This is a genomic window from Rhizobium sp. IBUN, from assembly GCF_000510625.1.
GTDB lineage: Bacteria > Pseudomonadota > Alphaproteobacteria > Rhizobiales > Rhizobiaceae > Rhizobium > Rhizobium altiplani.
Genome location: NZ_AZNV01000004.1, coordinates 172816 through 191514 on the forward strand (window position 1 = coordinate 172816; position 18699 = coordinate 191514).

The window sequence follows — 18699 nt, forward strand, 5'->3', positions numbered from 1 at the left end:
CACCAGTCGTCAGTTCTCAGGTTCAAGCATGATCGTCGCCAGAGGCGGCAAGGTGATCGATGCGACGATGGCGCCACCGGCGTTGACGGCCTGCACGCGGCCACCATTGCCCTTGCCGCTGCCGCCATAGATGTCGGCATCGGTATTCAGTATCTCGCGCCAGCGCCCCTCGGTCGGCAGGCGCACGGAATAGTTCTCGCGATAGACAGGCGTCAGATTGCAGATGACGGCGACCGGCTTCTCTCCTGGCGCCTTGCGCAGCCAGGCAAAAACGGAGTTCTCGTGGTCGTCGGCGATCAGCCATTCGAAGCCATCGCCCTCGCAGTCGCGGGCGTGTAGGGCCGGCTTGCTGCGGTAGGTGAAGTTGAGGTCGCGCACCAGCCGGCGCATGCCCTCGTGCATGCGGTACTGCAGCAGGTTCCAGTCGAGCGAGGTTGCCTCGTTCCACTCGCTCCACTGCGCGAATTCCTGACCCATGAAGAGCAGCTTCTTGCCCGGATAGCCCCACATGAAGGCGTAATAGGCCCGCAGATTCGCAAATTTCTGCCAGTCGTCGCCGGGCATCTTGGCGATCAGCGAGCCCTTTCCGTGCACCACCTCGTCATGGGAGAGCGGCAGCACGAAGTTTTCCGAATAGGCGTAGAGCAGGCCGAAGGTCAGCTCGTTGTGATGATGCTTTCTGTGGATCGGCTCACGGCTCATGTAGCTCAGTGTGTCGTGCATGAAGCCCATGTTCCACTTGAAGCCGAAGCCGAGGCCGCCTTCATGCACCGCCTGCGACACCTTCGGCCAGGAGGTCGATTCTTCGGCGATGGTCATGACGCCTGGATGCTCGGCGTAGATACGGGTGTTCATGTTCTGCAGGAAGCGCACAGCCTCCAGGTTCTCATTACCGCCGTACTCGTTCGGGATCCATTCGCCGTGCTTGCGGGAATAGTCGAGGTAGAGCATCGAGGCCACGGCATCGACGCGCAGACCATCGAGATGGAACTTCTCGGCCCAGTATAGCGCGTTGTTGACCAGATAGGAAACGACTTCGGTGCGACCGAAATTGTAGATTGCCGTATTCCAGTCGGGGTGGAAGCCCTGGCGCGGGTCGGCATGCTCGTAGAGCGCCGTGCCGTCGAACCAGCCGAGGCCGTGTTCGTCGGTCGGGAAATGGGCTGGCACCCAATCGAGGATGACGCCGATGCCGACCTTGTGGCAGCCGTTGACGAAGCGGGCGAAACCCTCCGGCTCGCCGAAGCGGGCGGTCGGCGCATAGAGCCCGGTCGTCTGGTAGCCCCAGGAGGGATCATAGGGATGCTCGGTAATCGGCAGGAACTCGATATGGGTGAAGCCCATGTCGACGCAGTAGGGGATTAGACGGGAGGCAAGCTCGTCCCAGGAGAGGAACGAGCCATCGTCGCGCCGCTGCCAGGAGCCGGCATGAACCTCGTAGATCGAGATCGGCTGACGACGCTTGTCGGTTTCGCTCCAGTGCTTCAGATGCGCTGCGTCGTCCCATTCCTGCAGCAGCTCGGATGCCGCGACCGAGGCCGTCTGCGGGCGTAGTTCGCTGCGTCGGGCGAAAGGGTCGGCCTTTAGCGGCAACAGCACACCGTCGTGGCCGCGGATTTCGAATTTGTAGGCGACACCGGTCGGAACGTCAGGAGCGAAGATCTCCCAGATACCGGCGCTGGAGCGGAAGCGCATTACATGGCGGCGACCATCCCAGCCATTGAAGTCACCGACAACCGAGACACGCTGAGCATTCGGCGCCCAGACGGCGAAATGGATCCCCTGCGCGCCCTCGTGCTTGATCCAGTGTGCGCCCATCTTGTCGAAGAGGCGCAGATGGGAACCTTCCCGCACGTAATAGTCATCCATCGGGCCGAGGACGGGTCCGAAGCTGTAAGGGTCGGTCACCGCCCATTCGGCATCGCCGCGTCGAGCGCGATAGCGCACCGGCTGCTGCTTCGTCACCGAAACCTCGCCGGCGAAAAAGCCGTCAGAATGCTGCTGCTTCAATTCGCCGATGACGCTGCCATCGAGCGCCATCGCGGTCACCTCTTCGGCGCCCGGAATGAAGCAGCGGGTGACGTAGGCGTTTCCCGATTTGTGAACGCCGAGAACGGCGAAGGGATTGGAATGCGACCCTGCGAGGATTGCCGCTATCTCGTCTGCCGAAATCTCCCAGGGAAGTCTGACTTCAGGGGTGGCTTTCGGCGCTTTCATGCGGCTCTCCAGATTTCCTTGGCATATTGCCGTATCGTGCGGTCGGATGAGAACCAGCCCATCCGAGCCGTGTTGCAGATCGCTTTCTTGTTCCACGCCGACGGATCGGTCCAGAGCTGGTCGATATCGCGCTGCGCCTGCGCATAGGCATCGAAATCGGCCGCCACCATGAACCAGTCATGCGCGTAAATGCCTTCGATCAGCGCCGCGTATCGGCTTCGATCGTCGTGCGAGAAGACGCCGGAACTGATGGCCTGGAGTGCCTGAGACAGTTCACGCGACGCTTCGATGATGGCGCGGGGATTGTGGCCATCTGCACGGGCGGCGGCGACTTCGTCGGCACGCAGGCCGAAAATGATGATGTTGTCCTCGCCGACATGGTCGCGCATCTCGACATTGGCGCCGTCGAGTGTCCCGATCGTCAGCGCGCCGTTCAGCGCGAACTTCATGTTGCCGGTGCCCGATGCTTCCATCCCAGCAGTCGAGATCTGCTCGGACAGATCGGCGGCCGGCACCATGACCTCGGCCAGGGAAACGTTGTAGTTCGGCACGAACACGACCTTCAGCAGGCCGCGGACGGCCGGGTCGTTGTTGATCGTGCGGGCGACGTCGTTGATCAGTTTGATGATCAGCTTGGCGTTATGGTAGCTCGGCGCCGCCTTGCCGGCGAAGAGCTTGACGCGCGGCACCCAGTCCAATTCTGGATGTGAGCGGATCTGGTCGTAGAGCGCGACGGCTTCGATAATGTTGAGCAGCTGCCGCTTGTACTCGTGGATGCGCTTGATCTGGATATCGAACATAGCCGACGGATCGAGTTTGATGCCCATGCGGCTGGCGACGAGATTGGACAAGGCCACCTTGTTGGCGCGCTTCACCGCCGCGAACTTCTCCTGGAAGCTTGCATCGTTCGCGAACTTGTCGAGCGGCTTCAGCTTTTCGGCGTCATCGAGGAAGTCGTCGCCGATCGTTTCGCGGATCAGCGAGGTCAGGCCGGGATTGCACTGCTGCAGCCAGCGGCGCGGCGTGATGCCGTTGGTCTTGTTGTTGATGCGGTCGGGATAAAGCTTATGCAGGTCGGCAAAGACGGTGACCTTCATCAGGTCGGTGTGCAGAGCCGAAACGCCGTTGATCGAATGAGCGCCGACGAAGGCGAGATTGCCCATGCGTACACGGCGCTCGCCGCTTTCCTCGATCAGGGAAATCGAGCGGATTTCCGTTTCGGAGAAGGTCTTGGTCTTGCGCGCCTCCAGCAGCACCTTGGCGTTGATCGCGTAGATGATCTGCATATGCCTCGGCAGCAGGCGCTCGAACAGTGGGATCGGCCAGCTTTCCAGCGCTTCTGGAAGGAGGGTGTGATTGGTGTAGCCGATCGTGCCGCGGGTGATGTCCCAAGCCTGGTCGAAGTCGAGACCATGCACGTCGCACAGCAGGCGCATCAGCTCCGCGACCGAGACCGCCGGATGCGTGTCGTTCAGTTGGACCGCCACCTTGTCGGGCAGCGAGGTGAAATCGTCATACTGCTGCAGGTGACGGCGCAGGATGTCCTGCAGCGAAGCGGAGGAGAAGAAGAATTCCTGGCGCAGGCGCAGTTCCTGGCCGGCCGGCGTCGCGTCGGCTGGATATAGAACGCGCGTCAGGCTTTCGGCCTTGTTGCTCTCGCGCAGCGCGCCGATATGGTCGCCGGCGTTGAAGGCGTCGAGCAGGATCGGGTCGATCGGCTGCGCGGACCAGAGGCGCAGCGTGTTGACGCGCTTGCCGCGCCAGCCGACCACCGGAGTGTCGAAGGCGGCGGCGATGACACGCTCGGCAGGTTTCCACACATAGCGCGGCTCGCCCTCGGGGCTATTGACCACGTCGACGGTGCCGCCGAAGCCGATTTCGTAAGCGCTCTCGCGACGCTCGAATTCCCAGGGATTGCCGTGCGCCAGCCAGCTTTCCGGCAACTCCACTTGCCAGCCATCGGCAAGCTGCTGCCGGAAAAGACCGTGGACGTAACGGATACCGTAGCCATAGGCCGGGACATCGACGGTCGCCATGCTTTCCATGAAGCAGGCGGCGAGACGGCCAAGGCCGCCGTTGCCAAGAGCGGCGTCAGGCTCGAGGCCGGCGATGACAGAGACATCGACGCCGAGCGAGGCGAGCGCGTCGCGAACCTGTTCCATGAGGCCGAGGTTCGAGACGGCGTCGCGCATCAGGCGGCCGATGAGGAATTCGAGGGAGAGGTAGTAAACGCGCTTGTCGCCTGTTGCGTAGACCTTGCGGGTCGACTCCATCCACTTGTCGATGATGCGGTCGCGTATGACGAGGATGGTCGCCGTCAGCCAGTCATGCGGCTTGGCGACCTTCGCATCCTTGCCGATGCGGTAGGTCAGGCGTTCGATGATTTCTTCGGCGAGAATTTCCGGCTTGGAGCTGCGCGGCGCGGGGGAGGGGATTGTCGGCTTCGAAACGGTGTTCATCGTCAGTCCTCGCCAATTCTGTTTGGTTTCAGTACGTTATGCCAATTTCAATCGGTTTGCCGCGCACTAAACACGCAGTTTATGCATCGTTACAACGCACTTGCAACAAAGGAATTACCCAAACGAAAAAATTGCCGAGGCTTGGCGCACCGCTGCGGAAAGAGCTTGATTTCAATCGGTTTTCCGAATTTGATATGCGCGTTTTTGCAGGCAAACGAAAAGCCGCTCCGGTTTGTTCCGGGGCGGCTTTTGTTGTTTGCGGGTCTTTGCTGTTACCAGTTCGTCAGGCGGGTCGCGAGCTCGTCGCCTTGGCGGCCATGGCCGAAGTCCGCAACCAGCTGAGCCATGCTATTGGGCTGATAGGCGTTGCTCGGGATGGTCCCGCAGGAGGCAAGGAGGTCCTTGACCTTTTGCGGCACCATGAACGCCACGGTAAAGATCTGAATTCTATCGGCTATTCAATTATCCCAACGGAATGACATCCACGGCCTGGACAGCGCGTTGGCCGCCGTAGCTCTTCAGCACGCCGATGACCGGGGCGACGTCGGCGTAGTCGCGGCCATAGGCAACGACGATGTGGTCGGTGCCGGCCGGGATGTTGTTCGTCGGATCCAGTTCGACCCAGCCGATCGTTTCGCCGCACCAGACCCTCACCCACGCATGCATGGCGTCCGCCCCCTCCAGCCGTTCCTTGCCGGGCGGCGGAATGGTGCGCAGGAATCCGGAGACATATCCGGCGGGAATGCCGAGGCTACGCAGAGCAAGGATCATGACATGGACGAAGTCCTGGCAGACGCCGCGCCTCATTTGGAAGGCTTCAAGCGGCGTCGTATCGACGGTTGTCGCTTCGGCATCATAGGTGAAATCCTGATGGATTTTCGCGCATAGCGCAGTGGCGATCTGCAGCACGGTCAATGACGGTTCGGCGCAGGCCTTCGCATAGTCCGAGATCGCGCGTGTTTCCGAAAGGCGGGGGCTATTGCCGAGGAAATGATGCGGGGCGTCGGGCTTCAGCGACCAGACGCCTGCGACCTCATTCGGAAGCTTTGCGAGCACGGGGGAAAAATCCGCTGCGATCGAATGGCTCTCCACCTGCACGCGGGCATGCATACGGATATCCAGCTTTTCATGCGGCGCGCGCAGCATGAAGGAAGTCGCGGGGTGCTCGAAGAAATCGACGAAGTGCGCCTGTTCATCCGGCGTCGGCGAAACCTTGATCGAGCCGGCCACCAGCCGTTGCCGGTTCGGCAGCGACAGCGGCATCAGCCGCATGATGTGGCGGGCGCCAGAGGCCGGCGTGTCGTAGATGTAGCCCATGTGCAGCGAGAGATCGTAAAGCACCTGGGTCATCCGAGATATGTGTGGGCAAGGAGGTCGGACAGATGCTCCAGCTCGCGTTCGAGGCGGCGGTAGACATCGACGCTCATCGTCTCCGGCGTCATCACGGCAAGGCCGGAGTGCAACCGCATCGCTTCGCGATAGAAGGGCGACATCTGGCCGTTGACGAGTGTGTTCGGGAGCTGCTCCACCTCGCGGTGGATCTCGTTCATCTGGAAAAGTATTGAGCGTGGATTGAGCGGATCGAGCGCGAGCAGATCGGTGACCGTGAGGCGAGCGGTGTTGACGTTGTAGCGGCGGCGATGGGTCATGACGCTGTCGCCGATCTCCAGCAGCATGTCGAGCGCGCCATCAGGGGCGTCCGGCCCCGACATGTGCCCGAGCAGCCGTGTCATGTGCAGCCCGCGCTCGATATGGCGGCCGAGCGAGAGGAAACGCCAGCCGGTGAAGCGATACATGTTTTCGTGCACCAGACCGGCGAAGCCCGCGAGCTTGCGCAGCAGAATCGTCATCGCGTGGCTTGCATCGTCGCCGGGAGAAATCGTCTCGTGGAACCGTCGCGCCGTCTTGGCGAGATCAGTGAGCGCCAGCCAGCCATCCGGCGAGAAACGGTCGCGAATGTTGCTGGCGGAATAGACGGCGCTGTCGATGTTGCGCATTAGCGTATCCGGGACTGCTTCCTCGGTGTCGATGTCGACGGCGGCCAGATAGGCTGTCACGTCGGCCAACAGGGGCTGGTTCGGATCGGCGGCTTCCGCAAAGCGGGCGTGCCAGGCGCGCAGGATGCGCAGGGCCCCTTCGGCGCGCTCGATGTAGCGGCCGAGCCAGAACAGGTTGTCGGCCGCGCGGCTCGGCAGGCTGCCCGGCATGTTGCGGGTGAAGCTGCCTTCGGCCGGCAAAAGGGTGTGCGGTTCCACTGGCTTGTCACTGACGATCCAGACGTCGGCGGCGGCGCCACCCGATTGCATGGCGATGGCCGAAACGTCGTCGCTGCCGCCGATGCGGGCAAAACCGCCAGGCATGATCTGCCAGCCATTGGCCGTACGGGCGGCAAAGACGCGCAGCGACATGGGGCGTGGCGTCAGCTTGCCGCCGATCCAGGCCGGGGTCGTCGAAAGCGTTACGACTTCCTGCCCGGCAAGTTTGGCGCCGTCGGAGTTCAGCCAATCGCCGATCGAATCCTTGGTCTTGGCGCGCAAGGTCGAGCCGAGCACGGATTCGCCCCTGTCGTCGAAGAACGGTGCGCGCGAATAGGCCGGACCGATCACCATCTTTTCGATGTTGGCAGCCACATGCTCGCGTTCGCCCTTCTGGCCGCACCACCAGGTGGCGATCGAGGGGAGCTTCAACTCTTCGCCAAACAGACGACGACAGATGGTCGGCATGAAGGCGAGCAGCGCGCGTGTTTCAATGATGCCGCTGCCGAGTGCATTGACGATGGTCACGCTTTCGGCGCGCAGAGCCTCGACGAGGCCGGGCGTGCCGATATGTGAATTCTGGTTCAGTTCCAGTGGATCCGAATAGGCCGAATCGAGGCGGCGCCAAAGCACGGTGATCGGCTTCAGGCCCGACACGGTGCGGACCATCACCTTGCCGTTGACGACAGCCAGGTCTTCGCCCTCGAGCAGCATGAAGCCGAGATAGCGGGCGATATAGGCGTGCTCGTAATAGGTTTCGTTGGCGGGGCCTGGCGTCAGCACGGCGATGCGGTCGTCGCCGCTGTGCTTCATGCCCTGCAGCGCATCGCGGAAGGCGCCAAAGAAGGAGGCGAGGCGATGAACCGGCGTCTCGGCGTATATATCGGAGAAGGCGCGGGTCGTCGCCACGCGGTTTTCAAGCGCAAAGCCGGCGCCAGACGGCGCCTGCGTACGGTCAGCGAGGACCCACCAGTTTCCGTCAGGACCGCGGCCGATCTCGAAGGCGCAGAAATGCAGGTAGTGACCGCCGGCCGGGGTGACGCCGACAAGCGGACGCTGGTATTCGGGGTTGGCAGCGATCAGGGCTGGCGGCAGCACGCCCTCCGCGACAAGGCGATTTTGACCGTAGACGTCGGCAACGATCGCTTCCAGCAGGTCGGCGCGCTGGACGAGCCCAGCCGAGACCGCCTCCCATTCGCGCGCATCAATGAGGACCGGAACGTGCGAGAGGGGCCAGGAGCGCTCGGCGCTTCCGGTGCTGCCGTAGGCTCGGTAGAAAACGCCGGCGTCGCGCAGGTAACGGTCGGCGCGGGTGAAGCGTTCGGTCAGCTCCTTTTCGGGCATTCCGCTCAGATGCGAAAAGAAGCGCTGCCAGACCGGGCGGATGGCGCCGTTGGTGTCGACCATCTCGTCGGCGACGCCGGGCAGAGGAGTATAGCCAAGCACGGCATCGTTTCCGGTGCGGATCGCTGGCTCTTCCCTCAGTTCTGCCGTCGGTTTCTTGCCCATTTCGCCCTAGTGCTTAGATTCCCACCGGTCGTCGAAGATCGAGCGTCAGCGGGAATTCCGGTGAAACTGTCTCGGCACGCGGAATGAATGCGCCTGCCGTATGCCCCCACGGCTCGAATCGCGCCAGCCGTCTCGCTTCCGCTTCGTTACCATTGACCGGGAAGGTCTCATAGTTACGCCCGCCCGGATGGGCAACATGATAGATGCAGCCGCCGATCGAACGCTTCGACCATGTATCATAAATGTCGAAGGTGAGCGGCGTATTGACCGGCAAAACCGGGTGCAATCCCGACGCAGGCTGCCATGCCTTGAAGCGAACGCCAGCGACCGAGACGCCCGCCGTGCCGGTCGAGCTCAACGGAACCGTGCGGCCGTTGCAGGTCACGGTGTAGCGGGAGGCATTGCTGGTTTCCAGCCGGACCTGCAGGCGCTCTACGGAGCTGTCGACATAGCGGACCGTGCCGCCGATCGCGCCCTCCTCGCCCATGACGTGCCAGGGTTCCAGCGCCTGCCGCAGTTCGAGCTTAGAGCCTTCGTATTCGACCTCGCCACAGAAGGGGAAGCGGAATTCAAGCTGTGCCTTGAACCATTCCGGGCTGAGGTCGAAGCCATTCTGCTTGAGGTCGCCGAGCACGTCGAGGAAATCGGCCCAGACGAAGTGCGGCAGCATGAAGCGGTCGTGCAGCGACGTGCCCCAGCGCACGAACTTGCCGTCCGCAGGGTGCTGCCAGAAGCGGGCGATCAACGCGCGGACCAGCAGTTGCTGGGCAAGCGACATACGTGCGTTCGGCGGCATTTCGAAACCGCGGAATTCGACGAGGCCGAGCCGTCCGGTTGGGCCATCCGGCGAAAACAGCTTGTCGATGCAGATCTCGGCGCGGTGCGTGTTGCCAGTGACGTCGGTCAGCAGATTGCGGAACAGCCTGTCCACCAGCCAAGGGAGGGGTTGCGCGCCGCGACCCGGCGCGGGGACCTGGGCGAGCGCGATTTCCAGTTCGTAGAGGCTGTCGTGACGGGCTTCGTCGATGCGCGGCGCCTGGCTGGTGGGGCCGATGAACATGCCCGAGAACATGTAGGAGAGCGAGGGATGGCGCTGCCAGTGCAGTACCAGGCTCTTCAACAGGTCAGGGCGGCGCAGGAAGGGGCTGTCGCCCGGATTGGCGCCACCAACGACCACATGGTTGCCCCCGCCGGTACCGGTGTGGCGCCCGTCGATCATGAACTTGTCGGTGCCGAGGCGGCTTTGGCGGGCTTCCTCGTAGATCGTCATCGTAATGTCGACGCAATCCTGCCAGTTGGAAGCGGGATGGATATTGACCTCGATGACGCCGGGATCGGGGGCGACGCGGATGACATTGATGCGCTCGTCCTGCGGCGGCGAATAGCCTTCGATATGGACGGGCAGGCCGAGTTCGGTCGCTGCATTCTCCGCGGCGGCGATCAGTTCGAGATAGTCCTCGATGCGCTCGACCGGCGGCATGAAGACGCAGAGCCTGCCGTCGCGCGGTTCGACCGAGATTGCGGTGCGCACGGCGCCGCCGATCTCGCCGACGGTTTGCTCAACGCGGTTCTGGCTGCTGTCGTCGCTGTGGCGGGAGGCTTCCGGCATGGCGCGGCCGGATGGCACGAAGACTTCGGGCAGCGGATTGCGCGGAATCGACGGGTCGGCGGGGTGGATATAGGGGAAACGCGCCGGCGGCACATAGGGCAGGGTGCCGAGGGGCAGGCGATAGCCGACGGGGCTGTCGCCGGGAACGAGGAAGATCTTGCCGCGGCGGGTCTTCCATTTTTCGCTGACCCAGCGCGTGCTAGAGGCGCGCGCGTTCCAGGCCTGGACCGGCAGGATGTAGCCGGTCGGTACGGTCAGGCCGCGTTCGAAGACGCGGGCGATGCGGCTGCGCTCTTCCGGGTCCTTCAGCTTGGAATTGGATGGGTCGACGTTTTCGGGCAGGCTGCCTTCCTTCATGATCCATTCGGCTGGATCCTCGTAGGCGGGCAGCACCATGTCGGTCTCGATCGCCAGTTCCCTGGCGATGGCACTCAAAAGGTTGGCGGCGTCATCTGCCTTTGCACCGGTGTCCTTGCCCTCGCCGGCGATGAGGTCCGGGTTGCGCCAGATCGGCTTGTCGTCCTTGCGCCAGTAGAGCGAGAAGGTCCAGCGCGGCAGGCTTTCGCCGGGATACCACTTGCCCTGGCCGTAATGCAGGAAGCCGCCGGGGGCGAAGCGCTCGCGCAGCTTGCGGATCAGCAGGTCGGCTTTCTCGCGCTTGGTCGGGCCGACGGCGGCGGTGTTCCATTCCTCGGATTCAAAGTCGTCGATGGAAACGAAGGTCGGCTCGCCGCCCATGGTCAGGCGGACATCCCCGGCCTGCAGGATGCTATCGACCTTGGCACCGAGCTCGTTGAGCTCCTTCCAACTTTCGTCGGAGAAAGGCTTGGTGATGCGCGGGTGCTCCGCTACCCGCGAGACCTTCATCTCGAAGGCGAATTCGGTGTTGGCCTCGCCGTAAAGCGCGCCTGATATCGGCGCGGCATTTCGGTAGTGCGGGGTGGCGGCGAGCGGTATGTGGCTTTCGCCGGTGAGCAGGCCAGACGTCGGGTCGAGGCCGACCCAGCCAGCGCCGGGGAGATAGACCTCGCACCAGGCGTGCAGGTCGGTGAAATCGACCTCGGTGCCGGAGGGCCCGTCGAGTGCCTTCAGGTCGGGGGTGAGCTGGATGAGATAGCCGGAGACGAAGCGGGCGGCGAAGCCGAGATTGCGCAGGATCTCGACCAGCAACCAGCTCGAGTCGCGGCAGGAGCCAAGCGCCAGCTTCAGCGTTTCCTCCGGCGTCTGGACGCCGGGCTCCATGCGGATGACGTATTCGACGTCGTTCTTCAGCCGCGCATTCAGCCCTACGATGAAGTCGGTGGTCCGCATGGGAGTGCGGTCGATGCCGGCGAGATAGGCAGCCAGCGCCGGCTCCACCGGCTGCGGTTGCATGTAGATCTTCAGGTCGTCCCTGATCTCCTCGGGATAGGAGAAGGGCCACATCTCGGCGCTCTCCTCGATGAAGAAATCGAAGGGGTTATAGACCGTCATGTCGGCGACGAGGTCGACCTCGATCTTGAACTCCGTCACCGGGTCAGGGAAGACGTAGCGGGCCAGATAATTGCCGTAGGGATCCTGCTGCAGGTTCACGAAATGGTTCGACGGCGAAACCTTCAGCGAATGGCTGATCACCCGCGTCTTGGAATGCGACGCGGGCTTGAGGCGTATGATCTGAGGTCCGAGGCGGACCGGCTTGTCGTATTTGTAATGCGTCAGGTGATAGATGCTGGCTTTGATCGACATGGAGGGCCTTATCCGCTGCCGTATCGTTGTACGGCATTTGCTGTTCCCAAAGGGTAGTGTGTGCAATGCAGCGAAAGAATGCAAGGCGGTAAGGCCGAGCCGGCTAAGCCTTTACGTCGCCTTCGCAAACGTCACGGAGGCCGTGAGACCCCTGCCATGTGCACCGGGCTCCAGCGTCAGCGATGCGTTGAAGAGGCCGGCGATTTCCTCGACGATCGGCAGGCCAAGCCCGGCGCCCGGCGCGCCGGAGTTGCTGGCGCGCGAGAAGCGCTGCCGGACGGCAGCGAGCTTCTCTGCGGGAATGCCGGGGCCGTTGTCCTCGACTTCGAGGCGGACGGCATCGTCGGTCGCGGATATCCGAACGGTCACCTCAGCGCCCTTGCCGGCATAGGCGATGGCGTTTCCGGCAAGGTTGCGCAAGAGTTCGCCGATCAGCAGCGGCTCGGCATGGACGAGGGCAGGGCGGTCGCCTTCGAAGCCGAGGTCGATGCCGGCCTCGGCGGCGGTCGGGATAAGTTCTCCGGTGATGTCCTGGGCAATGGCTGTCAGGTCGATCGACGATGCGGTCAGCGCCTCCTTCGCCGTTGCAGCGTCGATTTTCGCCATCAGCAGTAATTGCGCGAGGATGCGTTCGGCATGGGCGACGGCCTGATCGCCTTTCAGGGCGGAGCCCTGCGCTTCGGCCAATGTGCTCGCGCGAGCGGAGAGGGCGAGCTGCGTGCGGATGATCGCAAGCGGCGTGCGCAGCTGGTGGCTGGCGTTGCCGGTGAAGTTACGAAGTGCATCGAGCGCCGATTGCAAGCGCACCATGAAGCCGTTGACGGTATCGACGAGCGGCTGGACCTCGCTTGGTACTGCCTGTTCGATCGGGTGCAGGTCGTCGGGACTGCGTTCGCCGATCGCATCGCGCAGCTTGTACAGCGGACGGAGCGCGACCGTGACCGAGATCCAGACGATGACGGCGGCGCCGGCGATCATAAGGGAGAGACGCAGCGCCGAGCGGAAGAGGATGGCGCGGGCGAGCTGACGGCGGGCGATCGTGGTTTCGGCAACGGTCACGGCGAAGGGGACGGAGCGAATGCCTGTTGAGGCTGACCGCTTGAGCGTTGCGACACGGATCGGTTCGCCGCGGAAGGTATCATCGGCAAAGCCTGCCGTGTCGCCTACGGTTTCGGCGAGGACCGGAAGCGCCTGATAGCCGGTGATGAATTTTCCGGGCGGTCCGTCGACGCGATAGAAGACACGGTCCTGCGCGGCCGATGTCAGCATCTCAAGGGCCACATAGGGGATGTCGACCTCGAGAGTGCCGTCTTCCGCCACGACCACGCGTTCGGCGATGGCGAGTGCCGAGCCGGCCAGCACGCGGTCCGAAACGATGTTGGAGGTCTGCACCGCTTCGCGATAAGTGTCCGCGAGCGCGACCATGCCGATGATGGCGGTCGAGATCAGCAGCCAGAACAGGAGTCTTCGTCGGAGCGAATAGGCCGTTGTCATGAGGCCTCTGGCAGTTTGTCGAGATAGTAGCCAATGCCGCGCGCAGTCTTCACCGTCAGCCCATAGGGCGACAGGCGCTTCCTGAGGCGGCTGACATATTGCTCGATGGCATTGGCCGAGATGTCGTCGTCGAAGGCGGTCAGCGACTGAATGATCGCTTCCTTGGCGACAACCTTGCCGGCGCGCATGAAGAGGATTTCCAGCAGGCCGAGTTCGCGGGCGGGAATGTCGAGCGGCGTCGAGCCGGCGGAGAAGGCGCGTGAATTGAGATCGAGTGAAAGGCCGCCGAAACTGACAGTCGCCGAATGCAGACCCGCCTGGCGGCGCAGGAGCACGCGGACGCGGGCCTCGAATTCGGAGATATCAAAGGGCTTGATAAGGTAGTCGTCGGCACCAAGATCGAGACCCTTGACGCGCTCTTCCGGCGTGCCGCGCGCCGTCAGGATCAGGACTGCCGACTGGTTCTGCCTGGCGCGCATGGCGCGCAGCACCTCGAGGCCATCCATTTCCGGCAGGTTCAGGTCGAGCACGACGAGATCGAAATTCTCGGCCGCCGTGACAGCGTTGGCGGAGGCGCCATCATGCACGACGTCGACGGCATGGCCGGTGCCTCGCAGGATGGCCGAAAGCCCGTCGGCCAGCGCGATATTGTCCTCCACCAATAGAATGCGCACGGATGTTCCCTTGATTTTTGAAGAGGATACAGGGTGGCGGCGAAGATGTCATAGCCATTTTTTGTGTCTGGTGAGTGTGCTGCTGCTGCGGTCGTACCAGCCGCCTTCGGGCGCTGTGGGTGGATGCGGCTCGCTTGCCGGATCCCGGTTGCTGGTGCATTGTCCTCTCATGAGGAGACTTTCTTTACTTGCGTGCCTGTTGCTCTGTCCCGGCTTAGCCACTGCGGATGAGGTGTTCTACCCGGCGCGTTCCGGCAATGCCGAGGCCCCGACGCTGGTTGTCTATTCATCGCTCGACGAGCCACTGGCGCAGCCGATGATCCATGGGTTCCAGGAAGCCAATCCGGACGTGGCGGTCAGGTACGAGGATATGCTGACCGGGGAAATTTATGACCGCATCGTGCGGGAGACGGATGCCGGCCAACGCACTGCGGACTTCGCCTTCTCCTCGGCCATGGATCTGCAGGTCAAGCTCTCCAACGACGGCTATGCGCAGGTGAGCAACCTGCCGATGAGCGCGCGCTGGCCGAAATGGGCCAACTGGCGCAATACCGCCTACGCGCTGACCTTCGAGCCGGCGGTGTTCGTCTACCACAAGCCGAGCTTCGCGACGGAGCCGCCGCCGAGATCGCGGGCGGAATTCGTCGATTACCTCAAGCGCAAGGGTGACGCGATCCATGGGCGGATCGGCACCTATGATATCGAGCGCTCCGGCGTCGGCTTCCTGTTCATGGCACGCGACCAGGAACAGTTCGGTGACATATGGTCCGTTATCGGCGCGATGGGGGCGGCCGGCGTCAAATTATACTCCACCAGTTCGGCCATCCTGGAGCGCGTATCGGACGGCCGCTTCGTGCTCGGCTACAACATCCTCGGGTCCTACGCCGCCGATTGGGCCAAGCGTCATCCCGATGTCGGGATCGTGCTGCCGAAAGACTATACGGTCGTGATGTCGCGCATCGGCCTGGTGCCGCAGGCGGCGGGCGAACCGGAACTCGGACGGCGCTATCTATCCTTCTTCATGTCGAAGGAGGGCCAGACGATCATGGCGCGGGAGTTGCAGATTCCCGCTGTCAGCCCGGAGGTCGCCGGCGAGAATACCGCCAACACGATGCAGGAGCTCTTGGGCGCACAGTTGCGGCCGGTGCCTGTCAGCCCGGGCTTGATGGTTTACCTGGACCAGGTGAAGCGCGCGCGATTGATCGCGCACTGGAACGAAGTGCTGCGGACGCAGTAAAATCGCCGTGGATGATTAGCGGAAGATGCAGGGCCGCTGGGCGTTGGCCAGCAGTTCCTGCTTCGTCGCGTATGACCCAAAGAGCGAGCGAAGACGTTTCTCCTCCTGCTCGTCCAACCGGTGCCGGCGTGCAAAATCGTGCACACTCCACACCTGGCGTAAGCCCTCATTTTCGATCTGCTTGTTATCGACGTGAGAACTCATGGGGCAATCCTCCTGAGCGCCATAACGCACAAACCGCCTCCAGGTTCCACGGATGGTGGCATTTTGCGTCTGTTTTCGCCCAGGGTAATTGCGGCAAAAAAGTGTCATCGCGGGCTGGATAGTTGATCGATGTCAGCTAAATGACAGCTTGTTGTGGTCCGCTTTGCAGAACTTCAGCTCCGTGGAGGCGGAGAGGTGAAGTTTCGGGAGGAGCTTGCCAGCCATATCGGACCTTGGAGTCCGTCTGCGGTGTCCTTCCCGATTCCATCGAGAACAACGCGCGGTTTCTCAGCCGCGCCCACGGAGGACACACTCGTGAAGCATACTCTTCTTGCAACCATTTTCGCGGCTGCGGTCGCCCTGCCGGCCTATGCGGCGGACTACACCATCATGGCGCCGGCCGCTCCCGGCGGTGGCTGGGACCAGACGGCCCGCTCGCTGCAGACCGTGATGCAGAAGGAAGGCATCTCAGGCAACGTTCAGGTTCAGAACGTTCCGGGCGCCGGCGGCACCATCGGTCTCGCGCAGTTCACCGGCCAGAACAACGGCAACCCGAACGCACTGATCGTCGGCGGCTATGTCATGGTCGGCGCTATCCTGACCAACAAGTCGCCGGTCACGCTGAAGGACGTCACGCCGATTGCCCGCCTTACCGGCGAGTATGAGGCGATCGTTGTCCCGGCTGCGTCCGACATCAAGACGATGGCCGATCTCGTTGCCAAGCTGAAGCAGGATCCGGGTTCGGTTTCCTGGGGTGGCGGCTCGGCAGGCGGTACCGACCACATTGCGGTCGGACTGATTGCCAAGGCTGCCGGCGTCGATCCGACGAAGATCAACTACGTCGCCTTCTCCGGCGGCGGTGAAGCCCTGGCCGCTATCCTCGGCGGACAGGTGACCGCGGGCATTTCCGGCTACGGCGAATTCGAATCGCAGGTGAAGGCTGGTCAGCTCCGGCTCCTGGCTGTCTCTAGCGACAAGCGCATCGAGGGTGTCGACGCGCCGACGCTGAAGGAATCGGGCCTCGATGTCGCTGTCGAGAACTGGCGCATGGTTGCCGCCGCCCCTGGTCTTTCGGCCGAGCAGACGGCTGCAATCACCGCTGATTTCGATAAGCTCTCGAAGTCCGCCGGCTGGCAGGAAATCCTGAAGAGCAAGGGCTGGGCTGACACCTACCTCGCCGGCGACGCCTTCAAGGCGCAGCTTGACAAGGACGTTTCGGCTACCGAAGGCATCCTCAAAGAGATCGGACTTGTTCAATGAGCAGGGGTAACGAACCCTTGGCAACGAAGCGCCGCCCTGACTGGGCGGCGCTGGTCATTGCCATCTGTCTTTTCGTCGTCGCTGCCGTCATGCTTTGGGATGCCTCGCATATGCGCGCCATCGCTCAGTATGACCGCATCGGTCCGGCAACTGCGCCCAAGGTGGTCGCCTTCGGGCTGATCGGCCTCGGCATCTGGACCATCTTCGAAGCCTGGCGTGGCGAGTTTCCCGAGCGCGAGCATCAGGAAATCGCGCCTGTAGTTTGGGTCGTCGCCGGCCTTGCCGCGCAGATGCTGCTTCTCAAGACGGCAGGCTTTTCGATCGCAACCGGCCTTCTCTTTGCCTTTACGGCCGCCGGCTTCGGACGCCGCAAGCTCTGGATCTCGATCCCTGCGGGCATCGCTTTCAGCTTCGTCGTCTGGGTGATCTTCGCAAAGCTCTTGCAGTTGACCCTGCCGGCCGGGCCGTTCGAACACATCTTCTTCTAGGATTGGATGCGATGAGCACCTTCGAATTCCTCTTCCAGGGCATCCTGGTCGCCATGCAGCCGATGAACCTGCTCTATGCGCTCGTCGGCGTGACGCTCGGCACCGCGGTCGGCGTGCTGCCGGGGATTGGCCCCGCCCTGACCGTCGCCCTTCTTCTTCCTGTTACCTACAAGCTCGATCCGGCTGGCTCGCTGATCATGTTTGCCGGCATCTATTATGGCGGCATGTATGGCGGCTCGACGACGTCGATTCTTCTCAATACGCCTGGCGAAAGCGCCTCGATCGTTACGGCCCTTGAGGGCAACAAGATGGCCCGCGCGGGCCGCGGCGGGCCGGCGCTCGCGACAGCGGCGATTGGTTCGTTTGTCGCCGGCCTGATCGCGACGCTCGGCCTTGCCTTCATCGCTCCCTACATCGTCAAGCTGGCCCTGATTTTCGGGCCGCGTGAATATTTTGCGCTGATGGTACTCGCCTTCGTGACCGTCTCGTCGGCCTTCGGGGATTCGGCGCTGCGCGGGCTTACATCGCTGTTCATCGGCTTTGCGCTTGCCATGGTCGGCATCGACCAGCAGACCGGACAGGCGCGTCTTTCCTTCGGGGTCCCCGATCTGCTCGATGGCGTCGAGGTGACGACGCTTGCGGTCGCGATGTTTGCGATCGGCGAGACACTCTATATCGCCGCCCAGGGCAACAGCATCGAGGAGAAGGTCGAGGCGGTCAAAGGCTCGCTGTGGATGACGGCGCAGGACTGGGGCCGCTCCTGGAAGGCGTGGCTGCGCGGCACGCTGATTGGCTTCCCGATCGGCGCGATGCCTGCCGGCGGTGCCGAGATCGGGACCTTCCTTTCCTATGCCACGGAAAAGCGCTTGGCGAAGAACCCCGAGGAGTTCGGTCACGGCGCGATCGAAGGCGTGGCTGGTCCTGAGGCCGCGAACAATGCGTCGGCGGCAGGGACCCTGGTGCCGCTGTTGACGCTCGGCCTGCCGACGACGGCGACGGCCGCGATCATGCTCGCCGGCTTCCAGCAATACGGCCTGCAGCCCGGCCCGCTGCTGTTTGCGAACAACCCGCAGATCGTCTGGGGCCTGATCGCCAGCCTGCTGATCGCCAACGCGATGCTGCTTGTGCTCAACCTCCCGCTGATCGGCCTCTGGGTGCGCCTGCTGACGATCCCGAAGCCGTGGCTTTATGCCGGCATCCTGCTGTTTGCCACACTCGGCACGATCGGCGCCAACCCGTCGGTCTTCGAACTGGGCATGCTGCTCGCCTTCGGCATCCTCGGCTACATCATGCGGCTCTTCGGCTATCCGATCGCGCCTGCTGTTGTCGGCCTCATCCTTGGCCCGCTGGCCGAGCAACAGTTGCGCCGCGCGCTTGCGATCAGTCAGGGCGACGTGACGACGCTGGTGATGTCGCCGATTGCGGCCGGCCTGCTCATCGTTGCTGCGGCCGCCTTCATCATCCCGCTGATCCTGCGCCTGCGTGGACGCGGCGAGGTTCTGTCGCAGCTTGCGGCGAACGAGGACTAAAGAAAAAGACTGCCCGAACCCCACAACTGCGGCCGGCGA

The 18699-nt window shown here is 63.0% G+C and carries 13 protein-coding genes; 5 read left to right on the plus strand and 8 right to left on the minus strand.

Annotated elements, in window-relative coordinates:
• Window positions 1–9 precede the first annotated feature (9 nt).
• Both glgB and RHIBUN_RS0106535 read right to left on the minus strand, forming a co-directional pair.
• Complete coding sequence (glgB, locus tag RHIBUN_RS0106530) at window positions 10–2217, minus strand: 1,4-alpha-glucan branching protein GlgB (RefSeq protein WP_025658933.1); 2208 nt, start codon at window positions 2215–2217, stop codon at window positions 10–12.
• A complete protein-coding gene (locus RHIBUN_RS0106535) occupies window positions 2214–4676 on the minus strand; it encodes a glycogen/starch/alpha-glucan phosphorylase (protein WP_025658934.1) in 2463 nt (820 codons plus the stop codon). Before RHIBUN_RS0106535 ends, glgB begins: the two co-directional genes overlap by 4 nt.
• A gap of 38 nt (window positions 4677–4714) precedes the next feature.
• Here RHIBUN_RS0106535 and RHIBUN_RS36310 point away from each other — a divergent pair, with 38 nt between their 5' ends.
• Window positions 4715–5155: a hypothetical protein gene (locus tag RHIBUN_RS36310; protein WP_156932676.1), complete on the plus strand. Its 441-nt coding sequence runs from the start codon at window positions 4715–4717 to the stop codon at window positions 5153–5155.
• On the opposite strand, the gene RHIBUN_RS0106545 is transcribed toward RHIBUN_RS36310, so the two are convergent.
• From RHIBUN_RS0106545 to RHIBUN_RS0106565, 5 genes are all read right to left on the minus strand, one after another.
• Window positions 5139–6026, minus strand: coding sequence for a transglutaminase family protein (locus RHIBUN_RS0106545; RefSeq protein ID WP_025658935.1), 888 nt, complete (start codon window positions 6024–6026; stop codon window positions 5139–5141). The genes RHIBUN_RS36310 and RHIBUN_RS0106545 overlap by 17 nt on opposite strands.
• Entirely contained in the window at window positions 6023–8440 is a 2418-nt protein-coding gene (locus tag RHIBUN_RS0106550; protein WP_025658936.1) for a circularly permuted type 2 ATP-grasp protein, read from the minus strand. Before RHIBUN_RS0106550 ends, RHIBUN_RS0106545 begins: the two co-directional genes overlap by 4 nt.
• A gap of 13 nt (window positions 8441–8453) precedes the next feature.
• Window positions 8454–11774 carry a transglutaminase family protein gene (locus tag RHIBUN_RS0106555; RefSeq protein ID WP_025658937.1) on the minus strand — a complete coding sequence of 1107 codons (3321 nt, stop codon included), beginning with the start codon at window positions 11772–11774 and terminating at the stop codon, window positions 8454–8456.
• A gap of 111 nt (window positions 11775–11885) precedes the next feature.
• A complete protein-coding gene (locus tag RHIBUN_RS0106560) occupies window positions 11886–13268 on the minus strand; it encodes a sensor histidine kinase (RefSeq protein ID WP_025658938.1) in 1383 nt (460 codons plus the stop codon).
• Window positions 13265–13942: a response regulator transcription factor gene (locus RHIBUN_RS0106565; protein ID WP_025658939.1), complete on the minus strand. Its 678-nt coding sequence runs from the start codon at window positions 13940–13942 to the stop codon at window positions 13265–13267. The genes RHIBUN_RS0106560 and RHIBUN_RS0106565 overlap by 4 nt, the downstream gene beginning before the upstream one ends.
• 169 nt (window positions 13943–14111) lie before the next feature.
• Between RHIBUN_RS0106565 and RHIBUN_RS0106570 the strand changes: the two genes are divergently transcribed.
• Window positions 14112–15179 (plus strand): ABC transporter substrate-binding protein, encoded by a 1068-nt coding sequence (locus RHIBUN_RS0106570; protein WP_198021133.1) that lies wholly within the window; start codon window positions 14112–14114, stop codon window positions 15177–15179.
• 15 nt (window positions 15180–15194) lie between these two features.
• Here RHIBUN_RS0106570 and RHIBUN_RS0106575 read toward each other — a convergent pair whose 3' ends face one another.
• Window positions 15195–15383 (minus strand): hypothetical protein, encoded by a 189-nt coding sequence (locus RHIBUN_RS0106575; RefSeq protein ID WP_025658941.1) that lies wholly within the window; start codon window positions 15381–15383, stop codon window positions 15195–15197.
• 315 nt (window positions 15384–15698) lie between these two features.
• Here RHIBUN_RS0106575 and RHIBUN_RS0106585 point away from each other — a divergent pair, with 315 nt between their 5' ends.
• From RHIBUN_RS0106585 to RHIBUN_RS0106595, 3 genes are read left to right on the plus strand one after another with little or no spacing between them, the layout of a single operon-like run.
• Entirely contained in the window at window positions 15699–16643 is a 945-nt protein-coding gene (locus RHIBUN_RS0106585; protein WP_025658942.1) for a tripartite tricarboxylate transporter substrate binding protein, read from the plus strand.
• Complete coding sequence (locus tag RHIBUN_RS0106590) at window positions 16640–17131, plus strand: tripartite tricarboxylate transporter TctB family protein (RefSeq protein WP_018856612.1); 492 nt, start codon at window positions 16640–16642, stop codon at window positions 17129–17131. The genes RHIBUN_RS0106585 and RHIBUN_RS0106590 overlap by 4 nt, the downstream gene beginning before the upstream one ends.
• 11 nt (window positions 17132–17142) lie before the next feature.
• The gene (locus tag RHIBUN_RS0106595) at window positions 17143–18660 is read left to right on the plus strand and encodes a tripartite tricarboxylate transporter permease (protein WP_018856613.1); all 1518 of its coding nucleotides are present in this window, start codon (window positions 17143–17145) and stop codon (window positions 18658–18660) included.
• Window positions 18661–18699 lie beyond the last annotated feature (39 nt).

Coding starts and splice junctions, on each gene's coding strand:
- RHIBUN_RS0106555 (WP_025658937.1), bottom strand. CDS start 11,774: ATGTCGATCAAAGCCAGCATCTATCACCTGACGCATTACAAATACGAC.
- RHIBUN_RS0106575 (WP_025658941.1), bottom strand. CDS start 15,383: ATGAGTTCTCACGTCGATAACAAGCAGATCGAAAATGAGGGCTTACGC.
- RHIBUN_RS36310 (WP_156932676.1), top strand. CDS start 4,715: ATGCCAATTTCAATCGGTTTGCCGCGCACTAAACACGCAGTTTATGCA.
- glgB (WP_025658933.1), bottom strand. CDS start 2,217: ATGAAAGCGCCGAAAGCCACCCCTGAAGTCAGACTTCCCTGGGAGATT.
- RHIBUN_RS0106595 (WP_018856613.1), top strand. CDS start 17,143: ATGAGCACCTTCGAATTCCTCTTCCAGGGCATCCTGGTCGCCATGCAG.
- RHIBUN_RS0106560 (WP_025658938.1), bottom strand. CDS start 13,268: ATGACAACGGCCTATTCGCTCCGACGAAGACTCCTGTTCTGGCTGCTG.
- RHIBUN_RS0106590 (WP_018856612.1), top strand. CDS start 16,640: ATGAGCAGGGGTAACGAACCCTTGGCAACGAAGCGCCGCCCTGACTGG.
- RHIBUN_RS0106550 (WP_025658936.1), bottom strand. CDS start 8,440: ATGGGCAAGAAACCGACGGCAGAACTGAGGGAAGAGCCAGCGATCCGC.
- RHIBUN_RS0106545 (WP_025658935.1), bottom strand. CDS start 6,026: ATGACCCAGGTGCTTTACGATCTCTCGCTGCACATGGGCTACATCTAC.
- RHIBUN_RS0106535 (WP_025658934.1), bottom strand. CDS start 4,676: ATGAACACCGTTTCGAAGCCGACAATCCCCTCCCCCGCGCCGCGCAGC.
- RHIBUN_RS0106570 (WP_198021133.1), top strand. CDS start 14,112: ATGAGGAGACTTTCTTTACTTGCGTGCCTGTTGCTCTGTCCCGGCTTA.